This window comes from Kitasatospora sp. NPDC008050 (assembly GCF_042957465.1).
Lineage (GTDB): Bacteria > Actinomycetota > Actinomycetes > Streptomycetales > Streptomycetaceae > Kitasatospora.
This window is the reverse complement of the sequence record NZ_JBIBIJ010000007.1, coordinates 23,829-41,712: the sequence shown is the minus strand read 5'-3', so window position 1 is coordinate 41,712 and position 17,884 is coordinate 23,829. Positions and strand designations below refer to the sequence as shown.

Genomic DNA, 17,884 nt, shown 5'->3' with positions numbered 1-17,884 from the left:
TAGCAGAATGCCCCCATGTTGATCTCGTTGTTGGGGCCGCTGGAGGTCCGGGCCGATGCTGCCGACGGCGCCGGCGCGGACAGTGGCGTGGGCGGTGGCGCGGGCGGTGGCGGCGCGGGCGGTGGGGGTGGGGACCGGATCGAGGTGGGGGGCGCGCGGCTGCGGACCTTGCTGATCCTGCTGGCGCTGGAGCCGGGCCGGGTGGTGTCCGCGGAGTCGCTGATCGACGGGATCTGGGAGCAGGACCCGCCGATGGGGGCGGCGAACGCGCTGCAGGCGCTGGTGTCGCGGCTGCGGCGGGCGCTGCCGGTGCCGGTCGAGTCGCACCCGGCCGGGTACCGGCTGGTGGTGGAGCCGGACACGGTGGACGTGGTGCGCTTCGAGCGGCTGGCGGCGGCCGGGCGGGCCGCGCTGGAGCCCGATGCCGCGACGGCGGCCCGGCTGCTGCGGGAGGCGCTGGCGCTGTGGCGCGGGCCGGCGCTGCTGGAGGTCGCGGCCGCCGACTTCTTCCGGGGCCCGGTGGCCCGGCTCTCCGAGCTGCGGGTGACGGCGCTGGAGGACCGCGTCGAGGCGGAGCTGCGCCTGGGCCACGGGCGGGAGCTGACCGGCGAGCTGGCTGCGCTGGTGGCCGAATACCCGCTGCGGGAGCGGCTGGTGGGCGCGCTGATGCGGGCGCTGGTCGCGGCCGGGCGGCCGGCCGAAGCGCTGACCGTCTACGGGCGGGCCCGGGAGGTGCTCGCGGAGGAGCTCGGCACCGATCCCTCGCCGGAACTCTCCGCGCTGCACACCGCCTTGCTGCGCGGCGAGGTCGCGTCACCGCCGCCGCAGCAGGAGCGGCCCCGCCCTCGTGAGCCGCACGCGCCGCACGCCCCGCAGACCAACCTGCGCGCCGGGCTGGCCAGTTTCGTCGGCCGCGAGGAGGACCTCGCCCAGGTGCGCCGGCTGCTCGGCGCCCACCGGCTCATCACGCTCACCGGACCGGGCGGCGCCGGGAAGACCCGGCTGTCGGTGGAGGCCGCCCGCCCGCTGCTCGACCGGTTCCCGGACGGCGTCTGGCTGGTGGAACTGGCGCCGCTCACCGACGGCGCCGACCTGCCGCAGGCCGTGCTCGCCGCGCTGGGCCTGCGCGAGCAGACGCAGCCGAGCGGGACGCCACTGGACCGGCTCCGCGGCGCGCTGCGCTCGCGCGAGACGCTGTTGCTGCTGGACAACTGCGAGCACCTGATCGAGGCGGCCGCGGAGCTGGTCGACCGGGTGCTCGGCGAGTGCCCGGGTCTGCGGATCCTGGCCACCAGCCGGGAGCCGCTGGGCCTGACCGGCGAGGCGCTCTGGCCGGTGCGGCCGCTCGCCCTGCCCGCGCAGGACGCGGGGGTGGCCGAGGCGCTGGGCTCCCCCGCCGTGCGGCTGCTGGAGGACCGGGCGGCCGCCGCCGGCTCCGGCTTCACGGTCAGCGAGCTGACCCTGCCGGCCGTCAGCCGGATCTGCCACGCGGTGGACGGCATGCCGCTGGCGATCGAGCTGGCCGCCGCCCGGCTGCGCACGATGAGCGCCGAACAGCTGGCCACCCGCCTGGACGACCGGTTCCGGCTGCTGACCGGCGGCGCCCGCACCGCGCCGCGCCAGCACCGCACGCTGCGCGCGGTGGTCGACTGGAGCTGGGAGCTGCTCACCGGGGCGGAGCGGACGCTGCTGCGCCGGCTGGCCGTCTTCGCCGGTGGCGCCACCCTGGAGGCGGCCGAACAGGTGTGCGCGGACCGCCCCGGCAGCGGCCCGGCCCAGGACGTCGACGTCGACGTCGACCAGGGCCTCGACCAGCCCGTCGGCCAGAACATCGCCCAGCCCGTCGCCCAGAACGTCGACCAGGCCGACGTCCTGGACCTGATCAGCTCGCTGACCGACAAGTCGCTGCTGGTGGCGGCCGGCGACGGTCGCTACCGGATGCTGGAGACGATCAAGGCGTACGGCCTGGAGAAGCTGACCGAGGCCGGCGAGCGGGAGACCCTGCGCCGGGCCCACGCCGACTACTTCGCCGAACTGGCCGAGCGGGCGGACCCGTACCTGCACCGGGCCGAGCAGCTGGAGTGGCTGAGCCTGCTCGCCGCCGACCACGACAACCTCACCGCCGCCGTGCGCGGTGCACTCGCGGCGGGCGAGGCCCGGTCGGCGGTGCGGCTGGTAGCGGGCTGCGGCTGGTACTGGTGGCTCAGCGGCCACAAGGCCGAGGGCGCCGAACTGGCCACCCGCGCGCTGGCCCTCCCGGACGGCGCACCGGACGAGGCGCGGGCCGTGGCCTGCGCGGTCTCGGTGATGCTGGCCATGGCCGGCCTGCGCGACGAGCGCCAGCTCGTCGAACTCCTCCACGAGGCCCAGCGGCTCGCCGAACTGACCGGCAGCCGCAACCCGGTGGTGCGTTTCGCACGGCCGCTCAACCAGCTGCTGCTGCGCGGCGAGGAGCCGGGCGCGGTGGTCCGGGTCTGGGACGAGCTGGCCGAGGACGAGGATCCCTGGGTCCGGGCCTCGGCCCGGCTGGAGGGCGCCCGCGCCCTGCTCAACATCGGGGGCTCACCGGCCGAGGCGGAGACCCGGATCCGCGCGGCCCTCACCGGGTTCCGCGCGATCGGCGAGCGCTGGGGCATCTCCTTCGCCCTGGCCGTGCTGGCCGACCTCATCGCCCGGCGCGGCGACCACGCGGCCGCGGTCGAGCTGTACGAGCAGGCCATGGCCGTCACCACCGAACTCGGCGGCATCGAGGACCGCCTCTACGCGCAGGGCAGGCAGGCCGAGTTGCGCTGGCTGCTGGGCGACCGGGTGGGCAGCGCCTGCGTCCTGGCGCAGGCCGAGCGCGACGCCCGCACGCTGCCCTGGACCGACGCGCTGGCCGGACTGGCCCACTCCAAGGCCGAGATCGCCCGCTGGTCCGGCCGGACCGCCGACGCCCGGGCCGAGCTGGCCCGCGCCGAGGAGATCACCCGGAGCATCGCCGTGCACCCGGTGTTCCGCGCCCTGCTGCTCGACTCCCTCGCCCATCTCGACGCCACGGAAGGCGACTTGACCGCCGCCCGGGCCCACCGCGCCGAGGCCCTGGAGCTCGCCCTGGAGGCCGGGCACGCCCCCACCATCGGCCAGGCCCTGGTCGGCGTCGCGGACCAGGCCCTGCGCCAGGACTCCCCGGCCGAAGCGGCCCGACTCCTGGCTGCCGCCCGCGCGGTCCGCGGCGGCCCCGACCTCTCCCGCCCCGACGCCCCCCGGGTGGAGGCGGCAGCCCGCGCCGCCCTCGGCGAGGACTTCACCGAGGCAGCCCACCCCGGCGCCGCGGTGTCGGTGGAGGCGGCCGGATTGTCACCGGCGACGGTGTCGGCGGTGCGGGAGCTGGCAGCCGTCACCCTCGCCGGTTCTGGTGGAACTCCCCGGCGCGAGTAACACGGCGCGAGTAAGCTGCTGGGCGCAGACGGGGGAGGGTCCATGGCCAGCGTGGTTTTCGTGCACGGCGTCGGCAAGCAGTACCTCAGCGAGGACTCACTCGCGCGGGACGTCGTCCCGGAACTGCGCGGCGGCGTACGGCTGGCCGGCGGCCCCGTGCCCGCCGAGGGCGAGGTGGGTGTCGCCTTCTACGGCGACCTGTTCCGCCCCCGCGGCACCCGGTCCGGCCACGAGCCGCCCTACGACGCCGGCGACATCGAGACCGACGAGGAGTTCCAACTCCTGCTCGCCTGGTGGGCCGAGGCCGCCCGCACGGACCCGGACGTGCCCGGCCCGGACGAGACGGGCAGCCGCGGCCCCGCGGGCTGGGCGCTCTCCCAGGCGCTGCGCCTGGACACCGTACGGGCGGCGCTCGACGCGCTGACCGGTGCGGCCTACCTGCGCGGCGTGCTCGACCGCGCGCTGATCGGCGACCTGAAGCAGCTGGCCGGCTACTTCACCGACCAGGAGCTGCGGCGCGCGGCGCGGGCCCGGCTGGCCGCCAGGATCACCCCCGAAACCCGGGTGGTCGTCGCCCACTCGCTCGGCTCGGTCCTCGCCTACGAGACGCTCTGCGACCAGGCGCACAACGCCGACTGGGACATCCGGATGCTCGTCACCCTCGGCTCGCCACTCGGCATGCGCGCCCTCGTACTGGACCGGCTCGAACCCGTGCCGGACGAACGCCGGGCCGGGTGGCCGAAGGTGCTGGGCGCGTGGACCAACATCGCGGACGCCACCGACATCGTCGCCGCCGTGCGCGAACTCCGCCCCGCCTTCGGGCCCGACGTCACCGACCTGACCGTGCACAACGGCAGCCACATGCACGACGCGACGCGCTACCTGACCGCGATCGAGACGGGCCGGGCCGTCGCCACCGGCCTGCGGCCCGAAGGCGGGTCCGGTCGCGGCTGATGCGCTACCTGATCGCCGCGGGCACCCGCCGCTACCGTCACCACCCCGAGCTGCCCGCGGCGGAGCCGGACGTCCACCAGGTGGTGGAGCTGTTCACCGGCATGGGCTACCAGCGGGTGCTGCCGGCCGTCTCGGCCGACCCCAGCGCCCCGGACTTCGAGGACGCGCTGGCCGACTGGTGCGCGAACGCCGGCCTCACCGCCGAGGACGTCGTCGTGCTCTACTACGCCGGCCACGGCGAGCGCACGTCCGGCGGCCGCTACCGGCTCGCCTGCACCGACAGCGATCCGGCCCGCCCGCGCTCCTGGCTCTCGCTGCCGAACCTCGCGGAGGTCTTCGCCAACTCGCCGCTGCGCAACGTGCTCTTCGTCATCGACGCCTGCCATGCGGCGGCGGCCGGGAGTGAGATCGGCACGGTCACCGATGCCCTGGTGGCGGCCCGGGCCCGCAGTGACGCCTACGGCTCGGGCACCTGGGTGCTGGGCTCGGCCCGCCACCGCGACCTGGCTGGGGACGGCGCCTTCGCCGTCCGGCTGGCCGAGGCCTGCGCCCTGGGTGACGGACCGTCACAGCGGTACCTGTCACCCGCCACCGTGGCGGACCGGGTCAACCAGGCGTTCCTGGCCGGCGGACAGCGGCAACGCGCGACCTGCTCCTCGGTGGACCAGTCCGAGCGGCCGCCGTTCTTCGACAACCCGCGCTTCGATCCACACGCCGAGGCCTGTGCGGCGGACGGTACGGGCAGCGGCGAGATCTCCGACGCCTCCTCCCACTTCGACCCGCGCGGGCGCGGGGTGGAGCACGTCCACGACCCCGGCTCGTACTTCACCGGACGCGGCCACGCCCTGACCGCGCTGCGCGCCCACCTCGACGGCCCGGGCGGCCGCAGCGCCCTGGTGGTGACCGGCGCGCCGGGCTCGGGGAAGTCGGCGGTGCTCGGCCGGCTGGTGCTGGACGGCTGCGCCGACGTCTCGATCAACGCCCGCCACCAGACCCTGGACGTGCTGGTCGGCCGCCTGGCCGCCGCCGCGGACCTCCCCCGCACGACCAACCCCGCCGCCCTGCTCTCCTCCCTCGCCCGACGCGAACAGCCGCTGCGCGTGGTGGTCGACTCGCTCGACGAGGCGGGCCCGGTCGGCGACAAGGCCGAGGCGCGCCGCATCGCCTGGGACCTGCTGCGCCCCCTCGGCGCGGTGGCCTGCGTCCGCCTGGTCGTCGGCTCCCGCCGCGAACTGCTCGCGCACACCGGGGAACGGCTGCCGGTGGTCGACCTCGACAGCGCCGAGTACGCACGGGACACCAGCACGGCGGACTACGTCGCCCGGGTCCTCACCGACACCGGCTGCCGCTACGAGCAACTGGCCGTTGTCGCACGGGAGATCGCCGAGGAGGTCGCCCGCCGGGCCGGACGCTGCTTCCTGGTCGCCCGGATGACCGCCACCGCCCTGCTGCGCGATGAGCCCATCGACACCGCCGTCCCCGGCTGGGCGGAACGCCTGCCCACCGACGTGGACGCCGCCTTCGAGGCCTACCTCCAACGCCTGCCCCGCGAACGGCACACGGCGACGATGGCCCTGCTCACCGCGCTGGCCTTCGGCGAAGGACACGGGCTGCCCCGCAAGCTCTGGGCCCAGGTGGCGGCCCGCCTGTCGGGGACAGCGCTCACCCAGGCACACATCGACGTGCTGCTGGACGAGGACGGGTCGTACCTGGCGAGCGCGGAGGTGGCGGGGGTGAAGTACTTCCGCCTCTACCACCAGGAGTTGACCGACCACCTGAAAGAACGCACGCTCAAGTACCGTGACCTGGCGGACATCCAGGAGTGCTTCACGGAGACGCTACTGGAGTCCGTCCCCACCCGGACCTGGGCCGGGGCACACCCGTATCTGCGCGAGCACCTGGCGACCCACGCGGCAGGCTCCGGGGCAATCGGCGAGCTGGTCACGGACCCGTCGTTCGTCCTGGCGGCAGCCCCGGCGGGCCTGCTGCGCGCGGTGCGGCGGGAGGCCTGCGATGCCGCGCTGGCGATGGTGATCGAACGCTGCGCGGACCTGCTGGGCGACGCGGGAGGCGTCGACCGGGCAGCGCAACTGGCGTTCGTGGCACGCACGCATGGCGCGTTGGCGTTCGCGGCGGCGGCGGAGGCGCTGAGCACGTCGGTGGAGCGCGCATGGGTCGAGCCGCGGGAGGTGACGCCGCACCGGGTGATCGGGCGGCACTCGGAGGGGACGTACTCCAACAGAATGATCCACCACGGCTGGCAGATCAGGGACGTTATCCTGCCGGGGCGCGGCCGCACAGTGCTGGCCCGCCCGCCTGGAGCCGCGCACGTGCACGTCTGGTTCCTCGACGACGTCTCGCAGTCCACCCTTCTCCCCCATCCGAGGCGGATCACCGGACTCGCCCTGCTCCCGGGCTCGGAGACCCGGCCGTCGGCGGTCACCCTTGACAAGGATGGCACGCTGCGTGTCTGGGAAATCGCGAGCCAGGTGATCTCCCGGCTCCTGGAGACCGATTGCTGGCTCCTCCTGGACACGGGCCAACTACGGGACGGGACGCCAGTAATCGTGAGCAGAAACGCCGAGCGCGTCGCCGCCTTCGATCTCAGGACCATGCAGCTGCTTCTGGACGTGCCTTACACAACGCGGGAAGCCGGCAGCCGGTCCGCCGAGGGTGTCACCGCCTTCTTGGTCCAGGATCCGGCCGGCCACACACGACTCCTGCTGTGCGACCGCCTGGCGGGGCGGCTGACGCTGCACCCGTTGGACGGATCCGACACAGTGCAAACACTTCGGGATCAGCTGGTGCAGCCGATACTGGCCGATCGCGCCCACCGCTCCGGGAAAGGCACGGTCGTCGCGGTATACGAATCAATGACCCGGCTCACCCTGCTCGACACCGCCTCCGGGAGATCCTGCGCCGCGTCGTTTCATGGCTTCAGCTGGCCGCCGGAGGGCGGCTTCGCGCGCAGCAACGCAGCGGACCCCCTCTACGTCGGTGCCCAGGCAGGCTTCCTCGTCACCGGATCGCTCGGCAGCGGTCTCCGGCGGATCAAAGCAGACACACCAGACAGCGGAAGCGTCGTCCCCGTCGTCCTCGACGGGCGGGTCTACACGGTGGTCGAGGACAGCGGCACAGTCATCGACGTGCTGGACGGGCTGACCGGTGCGAAGGTCGGCGAATCACTGCGCGGCCACGAGAGCGCCGTGTGCGACACTCACGTGCTCGACTCACCGCTTTCCAAGGGCCTCGACATTCTGGCGATCGGCAACGACGGAACGGCCAGGCTCTGGTACTGGACTCCGCCAGAGGCCAGCCCCCACGAAGACCAGACATGCAGGAAGTCAGCATCCGACCAGTTCGACGCGGAGCACACCGACCTGGTGCTCGGCTGGACCGCGCAGCCGAAGACACTCCTGGCCGGACCGCCCGGTCTGCGGCGCCTGGACACCCACGCGCTGGACCTTCCAGCTGACGACAGTCTTCGTTCCTCCTCTCAAACCGTTCTCCCAGCGGTCAGCGTGGCGGAGCACGACTGCGCCGAGGACACCGACGGAACCATCAACGTGCTGTCCAGGAAGTACTCCGGGCACATCAACATCAACAACCCCTCGGATACCACCATCACCTGGGGCACGCTGGTGGGAACCTTCGTCTGGCACCAGCTGCCCCCGCAGGGCCCACTCCGCAGCGTGGAACTCCCATGGCTGCTCGGGAATCAGGAGCGCATGCAGGCGCACGTGGTGCCTCCCTCGCGGCTTCATGGTGGAATCCGCGTGGTCGCCTTCGACGCAGTTCTAGGACAACTCCAGACACTGCTGACCCCTGACGATCCGCAGCAGATGGCCCAACTCCCGTGGACCATCCACGCCCACACCGACTTCGCCTGCTCCACCGCTTTCAACACAGCCGATGGGCAACCGATCCTGCTCGTGGCAGTCCGACCAACGTGGGGCTTCGAGGACAGCGTCAGCGGGGACCGCAAGCCCGACGACGCTGCCCGGGCCGAGACGGACGCAGGACGCGCAGACACCGCAATCCGCACGCGCGGATATCTGTGGAACGCACTCACCCACCAACCGCTCAGGCCGCGGCCGCTCGACCTTCCACCTGGTGTGACGCTTCTGGTACCGCACCACGGTGCCAATGGAACGCGCTACGTGGCCATGCGCAGCACCGAGGGCAGTACGGTCGTGCTCGACCTTCACACGGACCAGCAGCATGCCGTCAGCAGGGCCCCCTCAACTCCCGAGCCCGACAAGGAACCCGACTTCGACGAGGCCGGCGCCACCTTCCGCTGGGTGAGCTCGACATCCGGCACCGCATACCTGCTCTTCATCGCCCACACCCACCTCCCCGCCCCCGTCACCGTCTGGGACTCCCGCACCCCCGACACCGCCCACCACCTCCCGCCCGCCCACCAAGTCCTGTGGGCCGGCCACGCCCCCAACGGCGAGATCCTCGTCGCGGTCAGCGCCGACGACGGTGTGACGCTGTACCACCTCCCCAGCTACGAGAAGGTCTGGTCCACCCCGCTCCCCGCCCTCGTCACCTCCCTGACCGCCCTCCCCGCCAGCCCCACCCTCGACCTCGCCATCGGCACCCAGCAGGGCGTGGTCCTGATGCGCCCCCGCATCACCCCCACCTGGCGCCGCCGCCTGGGCCTGTCCTGACCTGACCGATTTTGGCCCACATCAGCCCTCGCGCCGAACGAACGCCGGCCGGGGGCTGATGAGGTCGCGGAAGGGGCAGCGGTCAGCGGGGAATCCCGCCACCTCGCACGCTCGCCACGAACGCCTGCCAGGCCTCCCCCGCGAAGGCCAGCGCAGGGCCGTGGGGATCCTTGGAATCGCGAACCGCCATCCCTCCCGTGACCATGCGACCCGTCTCGACGCAATCACTCTGAGCCCCTGAGAACGAGGACTTACACCACTCGATCCGATCCTCAGCGGCAGGCAGGGGAAGGTTGCTCGTCATGATCTAGACCATTCCTTTTGCGATGCGCTCGATCAGCGCGACTGATTCGGTGCGTGACAACGATTCCGCGAGAGCGCGACGGAACAGGTTGGCGTACTTGAGCACCTCGTCCGGCTCTTCGATGTAGAGGGTGCTGAGCAGGCTGTCCACGTACGCGACATCTGTCTCGGTCGTCTCCGGGAAGCTCAGCACGACGACCGGGCCGAAGAGGGCCGCGTGGACCTCCGAGGCCTCCGGCAGGACCTGGATACTGATATTCGGGCTGTCGGAAGCGGCCACAAGAAAGTCAAGCTGGTCACGCATCACCGACGGCCCGCCGATCTGATGCTTGAGCACGGACTCCGAGAGCACCACCCACAGGCGCAACGGCTCCTCACGCGAGAGCGCCGAGCGGCGCTCCTGGCGAACCTTGGTCAGTGTCTCGACCTGCTGCGCGGTCGCGTCCTCTATCTGCGCACGGACCACGGCCCGGGTGTAGTCCTCGGTCTGCAAGAGGCCGGGCACGAGGAGGGTCTGAATGCTGTAGGCATCCGATGCGTCGGCTTCCAATGCGATGTAGTCGGCATAGAGCGGCGACAGCGTCTCCGAGTAGCGGTCCCACCAGCCGCGCAGCCGCCCCTCACGTGACAGCGCCTCCAAGCCGCCTCGCGTGCTTGGATCATGGACGCCGTACAGGTCGAGCAAGAGGCGCAGGTCGACGATCCTGATCCCGGACTGCGCCGCCTCGATCCGGCTGATCTTGCTTTCGGCGCATGCGAGTTGCTGTGCGGCTTGAGCGAGAGTCAGCCGCTTGGCAGTCCGAAGCTCCTTGAGTGTTCGGGCGAGCCGCCGCTGACGGACGGTCGGATTCCTGTTCACGGGCACGATGGACCTCCCCTCGGGTGTGGCTCGTAAGTCTGCCCTCCTGCGACCAGGACAACAATCTTTAGAGGGTCCCCAGAGTAGGGACTTGCACCGTAGGGACTTCCGAGAGGATGCTACTCGGAGTGGATAACACCACGACAGACCGTGATCTTGACGGTTCGTCACCGGGCATCCCCGTGCCCGCGTCCGGCCGTCCCCGGGGCGCCCTTCGCTTGCGCCCGCCTCGTTCAACAGCCGTGCCGCACAGGGAGTTTCGCCATGCCGGAAACGCTCGACCACCTCCCCCTCGCCCGCGCCATGGAGCCGGTCTGGCTCGCGAAGTCCGACCACTCCCCGGCGACAGCCAGACGGCTGCTGCTCGACTTCCTGTCGGGCGTGCGGGACGGCGAGCGCTTCGCCGACACGGGGCAGCTGCTGGTCAGCGAGTTGGTCACCAATGCCCTGGTCCACGCGACGAAGCGCGACCAGAAGATCCGGCTGCGTCTGGAGGTGGACGCGGACCAGCTGTGGGTCACCGTCGAGGACGCCTCCGACAAGGTGCCGCAACGGCGAACGGACACCGACGGCGAGTCGGGCCGCGGCCTGCTCCTGGTGACGGCGCTCTCCGACGCCTGGGGCTGGGGTCCGCGCGAGGGCGTCGGCAAACAGGTGTGGTGCGTCTGCTCGCCTGACCCGGCGGTCCGGTAGTCATGACGCCTGGTCAGGGATTCATCGCCGTGCTGGTGGAGATCGAGGGCATCACGCCCCCCGCACGCTTCACGCGCCTGTCGGACCCGTTGGGGGCGCTGTGGGGGTCGGTCCAGGTACTCCCACTCGATCGCCTTCAGCACGAGCTCGTCGGATACTGTCTGACCGGCAGCCCAGGCGCCGGCCCCGGCGCCTGATCCTGTCGTGATCGGCGCAAGGACGTGCAGCCTCCCGGATAACAGGTGCTCCTGCCGGGCCGATAGGCGGCCGCGATCGCCCCGGTACCGCCGGATACGCCCAGACGGGGCACAGGCACATCGTTTGTGCGGACCTCCTCGTTTGCCCGGATATGGGCGCATTAACGAATCTGCACAGCGAACGGCCACACACGGGCGGGGAGGGCAACCCCATCACCATGGCCGCGCGCTGTCACGCCGCGGGCGGCCTGATCAGGACCACCCTCGGAGAGCTGCGCGAGGAGCTCGGCTACGGACGGCTCGGCAGGCATGTCCTGGCGGAGGCGGCGGAGAGCCTGACCTTGGAGGGGCTCGGCTGGTTCCCGTCCTGGCGTCTGTCACCGAGGAACGACAGGCCGCACAAGGACCAAGAGTTGTGGGTGTTCGCACGGGACGGTGGCCTCCGCTGTCAAATCATCTGCGCCATCCAGGAACCTGATGACTGCGATGTCCCCGCCGTCCTGAACGGACTGCTCACCGGTCGGCCTCAAGATCTCTCCTCGGAGGACAAGCTCGGCCTGATTCGCGAGATCCTCGGGCTTTGACCAGTCCGGGCACTCTTATCCCGCCGCACGACCATTCGTGTTTCGGACTTCTGACGTGCCCTCTCATCAGCCACGAACTGCCGTTTTTCATAGGCAGCATGATGATGCGGCAGCGGAGTCCGGAAAGGGGCATCACCCGTTTGGATTTTTAACGGACCATCGAACTCATGGCGCCTTTAGTGTGTATACGAGTGAGCGATGGCACGTCACCGTCCCGGCAGGCAACAGTTGAGCGGTCTCGCATCCGGTGAGTCCACGAGCGGACTCGACACGCCGACCGAAATCCTGGGACTTGACCAGACCTCACCACGTCAGCTCGGTACCTCCTCACCCGCAGAGTCCGAGTTCAACGGCGGCAAGAAAGGTCTTGTCATATGACAGTGGATGTCATCGTGTCCGCTCCCCCGCGCCGAGGACGCAGACGCACCCGGATCAGGGAGGCCCTGGTTCTGCTCCCCAGCCTGGCGTTGCTGGCAACGGGCGTTCTGCGTCCCAGCGTCGCGCACGCCGCGGAGGCACCCGTGGCGTTGGGGACCGACACCAGCTACGCGGTCCTGGGCGGTTCGACGGTCACCAACACCGGGCCCAGCGTGATCAACGGCGACCTGGGTCTCAGCCCCGGCTCCTCGGTAACGGGCTTTCCGCCGGGCATTGTCAACGGCGCGCAGCACGTCGCCGACGCGCCCGCCCTGCAGGCACAGTCGGACCTGGTCATCGCGTACAACGATGCGGCCGGCCGAGCACCGACGGCCAGTGTCGCGGGTGACCTGGTCGGGCTGACACTGACGTCCGGCGTCTACAAGTCCACCGGGCCCCTGGGACTGACCGGGACAGTGACGCTCGACGCCCAGGGCGATCCCAGCGCGGTCTTCATCTTCCAGATCGCCTCGACCCTGATCACCGGCTCGGCGAGCAACGTCAGCCTCATCAACGGGGCGCAGGCCTGCAACGTGTTCTGGCAGGTGGGGAGCTCCGCCACCATCGGGACCAATTCCTTCTTCAAGGGCAACATCCTGGCCCTGACATCCATCGCGGCACAGACCGGCACCGTGATCGAGGGCCGGGCCCTGGCGCGTAATGGCGCGGTCACGTTGGACACCAACACCATGACGAGAGCGGCCTGTACGGTCGGCCCGGCCGGCCCGTCCGGACCGCCTGGACCGAGCGGCCCCGCCGGACCCTCCGGCCCGGCCGGACCCAGCGGCCCCGCCGGCCCGAGTGGCTCCGCCGGCCCCACTGGCGCTCCCGGCCCGACCGGCGCACCTGGTGCCCCCGGCGCCAACGGCTCGCCCGGTGCGCCTGGCGCTCCCGGCCCCAACGGCGCTCCCGGCGCACCTGGCGCTGCCGGCTCTCCGGGCGCTCCCGGTGCACCCGGTCCTAACGGTGCGCCCGGCTCCCCTGGCGCTAACGGCGCACCTGGTGCCCCCGGTGCCAACGGCGCACCTGGCGCTCCCGGCGCCAACGGCTCGCCCGGTGCACCTGGCGCTCCTGGCCCCAACGGCGCTCCCGGCGCACCTGGTGCCCCCGGTGCCAACGGCTCGCCTGGTCCCAACGGCCAGCCAGGCACCAACGGATCCCCCGGCGCACCCGGCCCCAGCGGCGCTCCTGGCGCGCCTGGTGCCAACGGCTCCCCCGGCCCCAACGGCTCGCCCGGCGCTCCCGGTGCTCCCGGTGCCCCCGGCCCCAACGGCTCGCCCGGCGCTCCCGGTGCCAACGGCTCCCCCGGCGCCAACGGTGCTCCCGGCGCCAACGGCCAGCCAGGCGCCAACGGGGCTCCCGGATCGCCAGGTGCCCCAGGTGCGCCAGGTGCCCCCGGCGCCAACGGATCCCCCGGCGCACCCGGCCCCGCCGGCCCTGCTGGACCCGCCGGCCCTGCCGGCCCTGCCGGGCCAGCCGGACCTGCCGGTCCTCCCGAGACTCCGGGGAACCACGGCGGTCATGGCCAAGGAGCTCCTGGAGAGGGTGATCACGGGAAGGGCCCCGGCGGTCACGACCAAGGTGACCACGGGAAGGGCCCCGGCGGTCACGACCAAGGTGACCACGCGACGGTCCCGGGCGGTCACGACCAGGGTGGCACTGGGCAGCACCCGAACAAGCCGGGCGCACTCGCTGCAACCGGCTCAGGCAAGGCGACCGACATTGCGGTCGGCTCGGTGGCCATGCTGGCGCTGGGATGCCTGGCCCTCCTCCTCATGAGGAGAAGCCAAGGACGAACCGCCGGTCGACGGCATTAGCCATCGGGGTGGACCGCCGGGCAGCCCCGACCGGCGGTCCGCCCCCTGCCGGTGCCCCCGCAGGCGGACGGCAATCTCCACAGCCGCCGCCCCTGGGGAGCGATGACCCGGCGTAGGCCTTCAGGCCGCAGGCGTCCGCGAACGGTCACGGCCGTCTCCCGTCCTGCAACTCTGCCCGGTGGCCGCGCCGGTGAGGGTTCTGCGCGGCTCTCCGTGAAGGGTGTTCGCGCGCCGGTGCGGGCCATATCGTGGGGCGGTATCACGCGCAGCGGGTTCTGGGGAGGGTGCTCATGAGGGTGCGCTTGGCGGTTGAGGACGGGGCAGCCGCAGAGCTGTCGGAACTGTCGGACTGGCTCGGCCAGGAATCCGCGCTCCGGGGGCTGGTGGCACCCGCGCCCGCGGTGCCGGCTCCGGGCGAACTCGGCGCGCTCACCGACGCGCTGGTGGTCGCCGTCGGGGGCGGTGGGGCGGTGAGCGTGCTGGCCGCGTCGCTGAAGGCCTTCCTCACCCAGCCGCGCCGCTCCGATGTGCGGCTCGTGGTGTCGACGCCGGACGGGCGCAGGGTGGAGGTCGACGCCAGGCGGGTCGACGATGTCGAGGCGCTGCTACGCCAGGCGCTCGGGGAGGGGGAGCCGAAGTGAGCGCCGCGCGGGAGATGTTCGTGGCGGAGGACCCCGAGGGGAGCGTTCGACGCGCGGATCCGGCGCGCTCCCGGATCGTGCTGATCGGTACTCCGGCCTACCTCGATCCCGGCCTGCCGGACGTCCCGGTGATCGACAACAACGCCATCGACCTGGCCGTGGTGCTCACCGACCCGGCGCTGGGCGGTTTCCTCCCCGAGCACTGTGCGGTGGCACCGCCCGGGGTGGGTGTGGAGCAGGTCGGTGACCTGCTGATGCGGGCCGCCGAGGAGGCCGAGGACCTGCTCCTCTTCTACTACAGCGGCCACGGGTTGCTCGGTCCGCGGCGCCACGAGCTGTATCTGAGTCTGGCCGGCACCCGGCCGGACCGGCTGGCGTTCACCGCGCTGCCGTTCGACGCGATGCGTGACGCCTGTCTGGCCAGCCGGGCCACCAACCGGGTGGTGATCCTGGACAGTTGCTTCAGCGGGCGGGCCATCGGCGAGACGCTGGCCGCCGACGCGGTGCTGGGTCAGCTCGATGTCACCGGGACGTACACGCTGGCCTCCGCTCCCGCCAACCGCACGGCCCTGGCCCTGCCCGGCGAGGAGCACACGGCGTTCACCGAGCGGCTGCTGCACCTGCTGCGCACCGGGAGTCCGGCGGCCGGGCCCCTGCTCAGCCTGGGCGACATCTACCGGCACCTGCGGGTCCGGCTGCGCTCCGAGGGCCTGCCCGAGCCGCAGCAACGCGGCACCGAGACCGCGGATCTGCTCGGGCTGACCCGCAACCGCCAGTTCGCCGTGCGCGCGGGCGCCGCGCCCGGGGCGCCGCCCGCGGTGGAGCCCGCGGTGGAGCCGGCGGAACTGCCCCGGGAACTGCGCGCCGGCCTGGACAACGGCTATCCGCGGGTACGCGCGGCGGCCGTGGCGGAGTTGGCCGACTGGCTGACGCACCGTGACCCGGCCAGGGTGCTGGCCGCCCGCCTCGCGCTGGCGGAGGTCGCCGCCAACGACGTCCCGTTGGTGGCCCAGGCGGCCCGCGCCGCGCTGGAGCGCCGAGCCCCGCGGCGCCCCGTTTCGTACGACGCCTGGCCGAGGGTGGAGGATCACCCCCGCCTGCGGCAGGAGCAGGCTCCGCTGCGGCAGAAGGCCGGTGGCTGGGACGACTCCGACGCCCAACAGTCCAGGTAGCCCTCAGCCGGCGGAGCCCGGCACCACCAGGCCGGACTCGTAGGCGATGACCACCGCGTGGGTCCGGTTCTGTGCGCCGAGCTTGGTCAGCACGTTGCCGACGTGCGTCTTCACCGTCTCCAGGCTGACCGTGAGCGACTCGGCGATCTCGGGGTTGGACTGGCCGGTGGCCATCAAGCGCAGCACCTCCTCCTCGCGCCCGGTCAGCGCCGCCTTCGGCAGCGCCTCGGCGGAGCCCAGCGGGCGGGCGGCGACCATACGACGCAGGGCGGCCGGGAAGAGGATCGCCTCGCCCGCCGCCACCACCCGCACCGCCTCCGCGATCTCCCGGACCGGGCGCCGCTTGAGTACGAACCCGCTGGCCCCGGCGCTGAGCGCGGCGGTGACGTAGCCGTCGTTCTCGAAGGTGGTGATCACCACGACCTTCGGCGGTTCGACCGACTCGCTCAGCAGCTGCCGGGTGGCCTCCAGGCCGTTGCAGCGCGGCATCCGCACGTCCATCAGCACCACGTCCGGCCGCAGCCGCCGTGCCTGCTCGACCGCCTCGACGCCGTCGGCGGCCTCCCCGACCACCGCGATCCCGGGCTGTGCGACGAGCAGCATCCGCAGGCCGCTGCGGGTCACCTCGTCGTCGTCCGCGATCAGGAGCGTGACAGGGGCGGCAGGGGCAGCAGGGATGACAGAGGCGGCAGAGGCATCAGGGGGAACGCCGGCACCGGTCACGCCGACAACCGTACGGGCAGCCGGACCGCCAGCCGCCAGTGCTCCGACCCGTCCGGGCCGGCCTCGATCTCACCGTGCAGCAGCCGCACCCGCTCGGCCAGCCCGGGCAGGCCGTGCCCGGACGTCGGGAACGCACGCGAGCCGGGACCCGTACCCCCGATCCGGTTGACCACGCTCAGCTCCAGCCCGTCCGACGCCGCCGCCACCCGGACCTCGATCGGCCCGCCCGCCCCGTGCCGCAGCGCGTTCGTCAGCCCCTCCTGCACGATCCGGTACGCCGCCCGGGAGAGCGTCCCCTGCACCTGCGCCAACTCGCCCGACAGCTGCGGCTCCACCACCGCACCCGCGTGCCGCAGCCGGTCCAGCAGCTCGGGCAGGTCGGCCAGGGTCCGGGTGGGAGCCGTCCCCGCCTCCTCCTCGCGCAGCACGCCCAGCACGTAGTCCAGGTCCTCCAACGCGGCGCGGGTCGACTCCTCGATGCTGCGCAGCGCGGCCCGCGCCGCCACCGGGTCGGCCGCGAGCACCTCGCCCGCCACCGCCGCCTGGATCGTGGCCGCCGTCAGCGTGTGCCCGATCGAGTCGTGCAACTCGTGGGCCAGCCGGTTGCGTTCGGCCAGCTGGTGCTCCCGCTCGGCGGCCAGCGCGAGCCGCTCGGCCGACGACGGCCCGAGCAGCGGTGGCGCCAGCCGGCGCAGCGTGCCCGTCGCCACCGCGCAGACCACCGGCACCAGCAGCAGGCAGACGATCCCCACCACCCAGCTCCAGGCGCCGGTCAGCTGGACCGACCCGCCGCTCCAGCTCAGCCGCGCGCCGCCGGAGACCCAGTTCCCCGGCACGGCCAGGCCCGCGCCGAGCAGCAGCAGGCTCGCCAGGCCTCCCGTCCACCCCACCGCCACGTGCAGCAGCAGCCACAGCGGCGTCCGCCAGCGGTCGGCACCAGCCCGCACGGCACCGGACGGCACCGCACCGGACCGCACCGCGCCGGACGGCCCCGAGCGGTCCACCGGCCGGCGACGGACGGTCACCACATCCGGTAGCGGCACCTTGAGCAGCCGGCGAGCGCCGCCGACCAGCACCCGCCGTGTGTCACGGGCCAGTCCGATCACGGCGATCACCGCCGCCCACACCGCCAGGGCCAGCGCAGCCTGAACTCCGTAGGGCGCCGACCGCCAGGCCAGCACCGGCGCCATCGCGAGGGGCAGCAACGGGATGCTCACCAACGCGCCACCGGCGGCGAAGAGCACGCCCGAGTATGTGGAGCCGCGCAGCAGCGGCCGGATTCCCCTGATCATGATCGCTAGTATGACCGCGCAGCTCAACGGCGGCCTCCCCCGATCGGGGGAGCGATTTTTCCCGCCTTTCCGCGATGCGCGCCCGCGCCGCCGGTTGCCAGGATCGTCTCTGCTCAGTTGACGAGAGGGACGAGAGGAC

The 17,884-nt window shown here is 72.6% G+C and carries 12 protein-coding genes; 8 read left to right on the top strand and 4 right to left on the bottom strand.

Annotation, left to right across the window (positions count from 1 at the left end; genetic code table 11):
- Positions 1-15: 15 nt before the first annotated feature.
- From ACFZB9_RS15925 to ACFZB9_RS15915, 3 genes are read left to right on the top strand one after another with little or no spacing between them, the layout of a single operon-like run.
- Entirely contained in the window at positions 16-3,420 is a 3,405-nt protein-coding gene (locus ACFZB9_RS15925; protein ID WP_391447472.1) for a BTAD domain-containing putative transcriptional regulator, read from the top strand.
- Between the two features lie 42 nt (positions 3,421-3,462).
- The gene (locus ACFZB9_RS15920; RefSeq protein ID WP_391447471.1) at positions 3,463-4,374 is read left to right on the top strand and encodes a hypothetical protein; all 912 of its coding nucleotides are present in this window, start codon (positions 3,463-3,465) and stop codon (positions 4,372-4,374) included.
- Positions 4,374-9,047, top strand: coding sequence for a caspase family protein (locus ACFZB9_RS15915; protein ID WP_391447469.1), 4,674 nt, complete (start codon positions 4,374-4,376; stop codon positions 9,045-9,047). Before ACFZB9_RS15920 ends, ACFZB9_RS15915 begins: the two co-directional genes overlap by 1 nt.
- Before the next feature lie 82 nt (positions 9,048-9,129).
- Here the strand turns inward: ACFZB9_RS15915 and ACFZB9_RS15910 are convergent, their stop codons facing one another.
- Together ACFZB9_RS15910 and ACFZB9_RS15905 are read right to left on the bottom strand one after the other, a co-directional pair.
- Entirely contained in the window at positions 9,130-9,351 is a 222-nt protein-coding gene (locus ACFZB9_RS15910; protein ID WP_391447468.1) for a DUF397 domain-containing protein, read from the bottom strand.
- A 3-nt stretch (positions 9,352-9,354) separates the two neighbouring features.
- Positions 9,355-10,215 (bottom strand): DUF5753 domain-containing protein, encoded by an 861-nt coding sequence (locus ACFZB9_RS15905; RefSeq protein ID WP_391447466.1) that lies wholly within the window; start codon positions 10,213-10,215, stop codon positions 9,355-9,357.
- Between the two features lie 258 nt (positions 10,216-10,473).
- Between ACFZB9_RS15905 and ACFZB9_RS15900 the strand changes: the two genes are divergently transcribed.
- The 5 genes from ACFZB9_RS15900 (at position 10,474) to ACFZB9_RS15880 (ending at position 15,730) form a co-directional block, all read left to right on the top strand.
- Positions 10,474-10,902, top strand: a complete 429-nt coding sequence (locus ACFZB9_RS15900; RefSeq protein WP_391447464.1) for an ATP-binding protein — start codon at positions 10,474-10,476, stop codon at positions 10,900-10,902.
- A 415-nt stretch (positions 10,903-11,317) separates the two neighbouring features.
- Entirely contained in the window at positions 11,318-11,683 is a 366-nt protein-coding gene (locus tag ACFZB9_RS15895) for a hypothetical protein (RefSeq protein ID WP_391447463.1), read from the top strand.
- A gap of 374 nt (positions 11,684-12,057) precedes the next feature.
- Positions 12,058-13,917: an ice-binding family protein gene (locus tag ACFZB9_RS15890; RefSeq protein WP_391447461.1), complete on the top strand. Its 1,860-nt coding sequence runs from the start codon at positions 12,058-12,060 to the stop codon at positions 13,915-13,917.
- Positions 13,918-14,207: 290 nt separating this feature from the next.
- Positions 14,208-14,558, top strand: coding sequence for a hypothetical protein (locus tag ACFZB9_RS15885; protein ID WP_391447459.1), 351 nt, complete (start codon positions 14,208-14,210; stop codon positions 14,556-14,558).
- Positions 14,555-15,730 (top strand): caspase domain-containing protein, encoded by a 1,176-nt coding sequence (locus ACFZB9_RS15880; protein ID WP_391447457.1) that lies wholly within the window; start codon positions 14,555-14,557, stop codon positions 15,728-15,730. Before ACFZB9_RS15885 ends, ACFZB9_RS15880 begins: the two co-directional genes overlap by 4 nt.
- 3 nt (positions 15,731-15,733) lie before the next feature.
- Here the strand turns inward: ACFZB9_RS15880 and ACFZB9_RS15875 are convergent, their stop codons facing one another.
- Both ACFZB9_RS15875 and ACFZB9_RS15870 read right to left on the bottom strand, forming a co-directional pair.
- Positions 15,734-16,408: a response regulator gene (locus ACFZB9_RS15875; RefSeq protein WP_391448054.1), complete on the bottom strand. Its 675-nt coding sequence runs from the start codon at positions 16,406-16,408 to the stop codon at positions 15,734-15,736.
- A gap of 41 nt (positions 16,409-16,449) precedes the next feature.
- Positions 16,450-17,745, bottom strand: coding sequence for a sensor histidine kinase (locus ACFZB9_RS15870; protein WP_391447456.1), 1,296 nt, complete (start codon positions 17,743-17,745; stop codon positions 16,450-16,452).
- Positions 17,746-17,884 lie beyond the last annotated feature (139 nt).

Excerpts from the sequence above, each read along its gene's own strand:
- ACFZB9_RS15925 (WP_391447472.1), top strand. The coding sequence starts at position 16 with ATGTTGATCTCGTTGTTGGGGCCGCTGGAGGTCCGGGCCGATGCTGCC.
- ACFZB9_RS15920 (WP_391447471.1), top strand. The coding sequence starts at position 3,463 with ATGGCCAGCGTGGTTTTCGTGCACGGCGTCGGCAAGCAGTACCTCAGC.
- ACFZB9_RS15915 (WP_391447469.1), top strand. The coding sequence starts at position 4,374 with ATGCGCTACCTGATCGCCGCGGGCACCCGCCGCTACCGTCACCACCCC.
- ACFZB9_RS15910 (WP_391447468.1), bottom strand. The coding sequence starts at position 9,351 with ATGACGAGCAACCTTCCCCTGCCTGCCGCTGAGGATCGGATCGAGTGG.
- ACFZB9_RS15900 (WP_391447464.1), top strand. The coding sequence starts at position 10,474 with ATGCCGGAAACGCTCGACCACCTCCCCCTCGCCCGCGCCATGGAGCCG.
- ACFZB9_RS15895 (WP_391447463.1), top strand. The coding sequence starts at position 11,318 with ATGGCCGCGCGCTGTCACGCCGCGGGCGGCCTGATCAGGACCACCCTC.
- ACFZB9_RS15890 (WP_391447461.1), top strand. The coding sequence starts at position 12,058 with ATGACAGTGGATGTCATCGTGTCCGCTCCCCCGCGCCGAGGACGCAGA.
- ACFZB9_RS15885 (WP_391447459.1), top strand. The coding sequence starts at position 14,208 with ATGAGGGTGCGCTTGGCGGTTGAGGACGGGGCAGCCGCAGAGCTGTCG.
- ACFZB9_RS15870 (WP_391447456.1), bottom strand. The coding sequence starts at position 17,745 with ATGATCAGGGGAATCCGGCCGCTGCTGCGCGGCTCCACATACTCGGGC.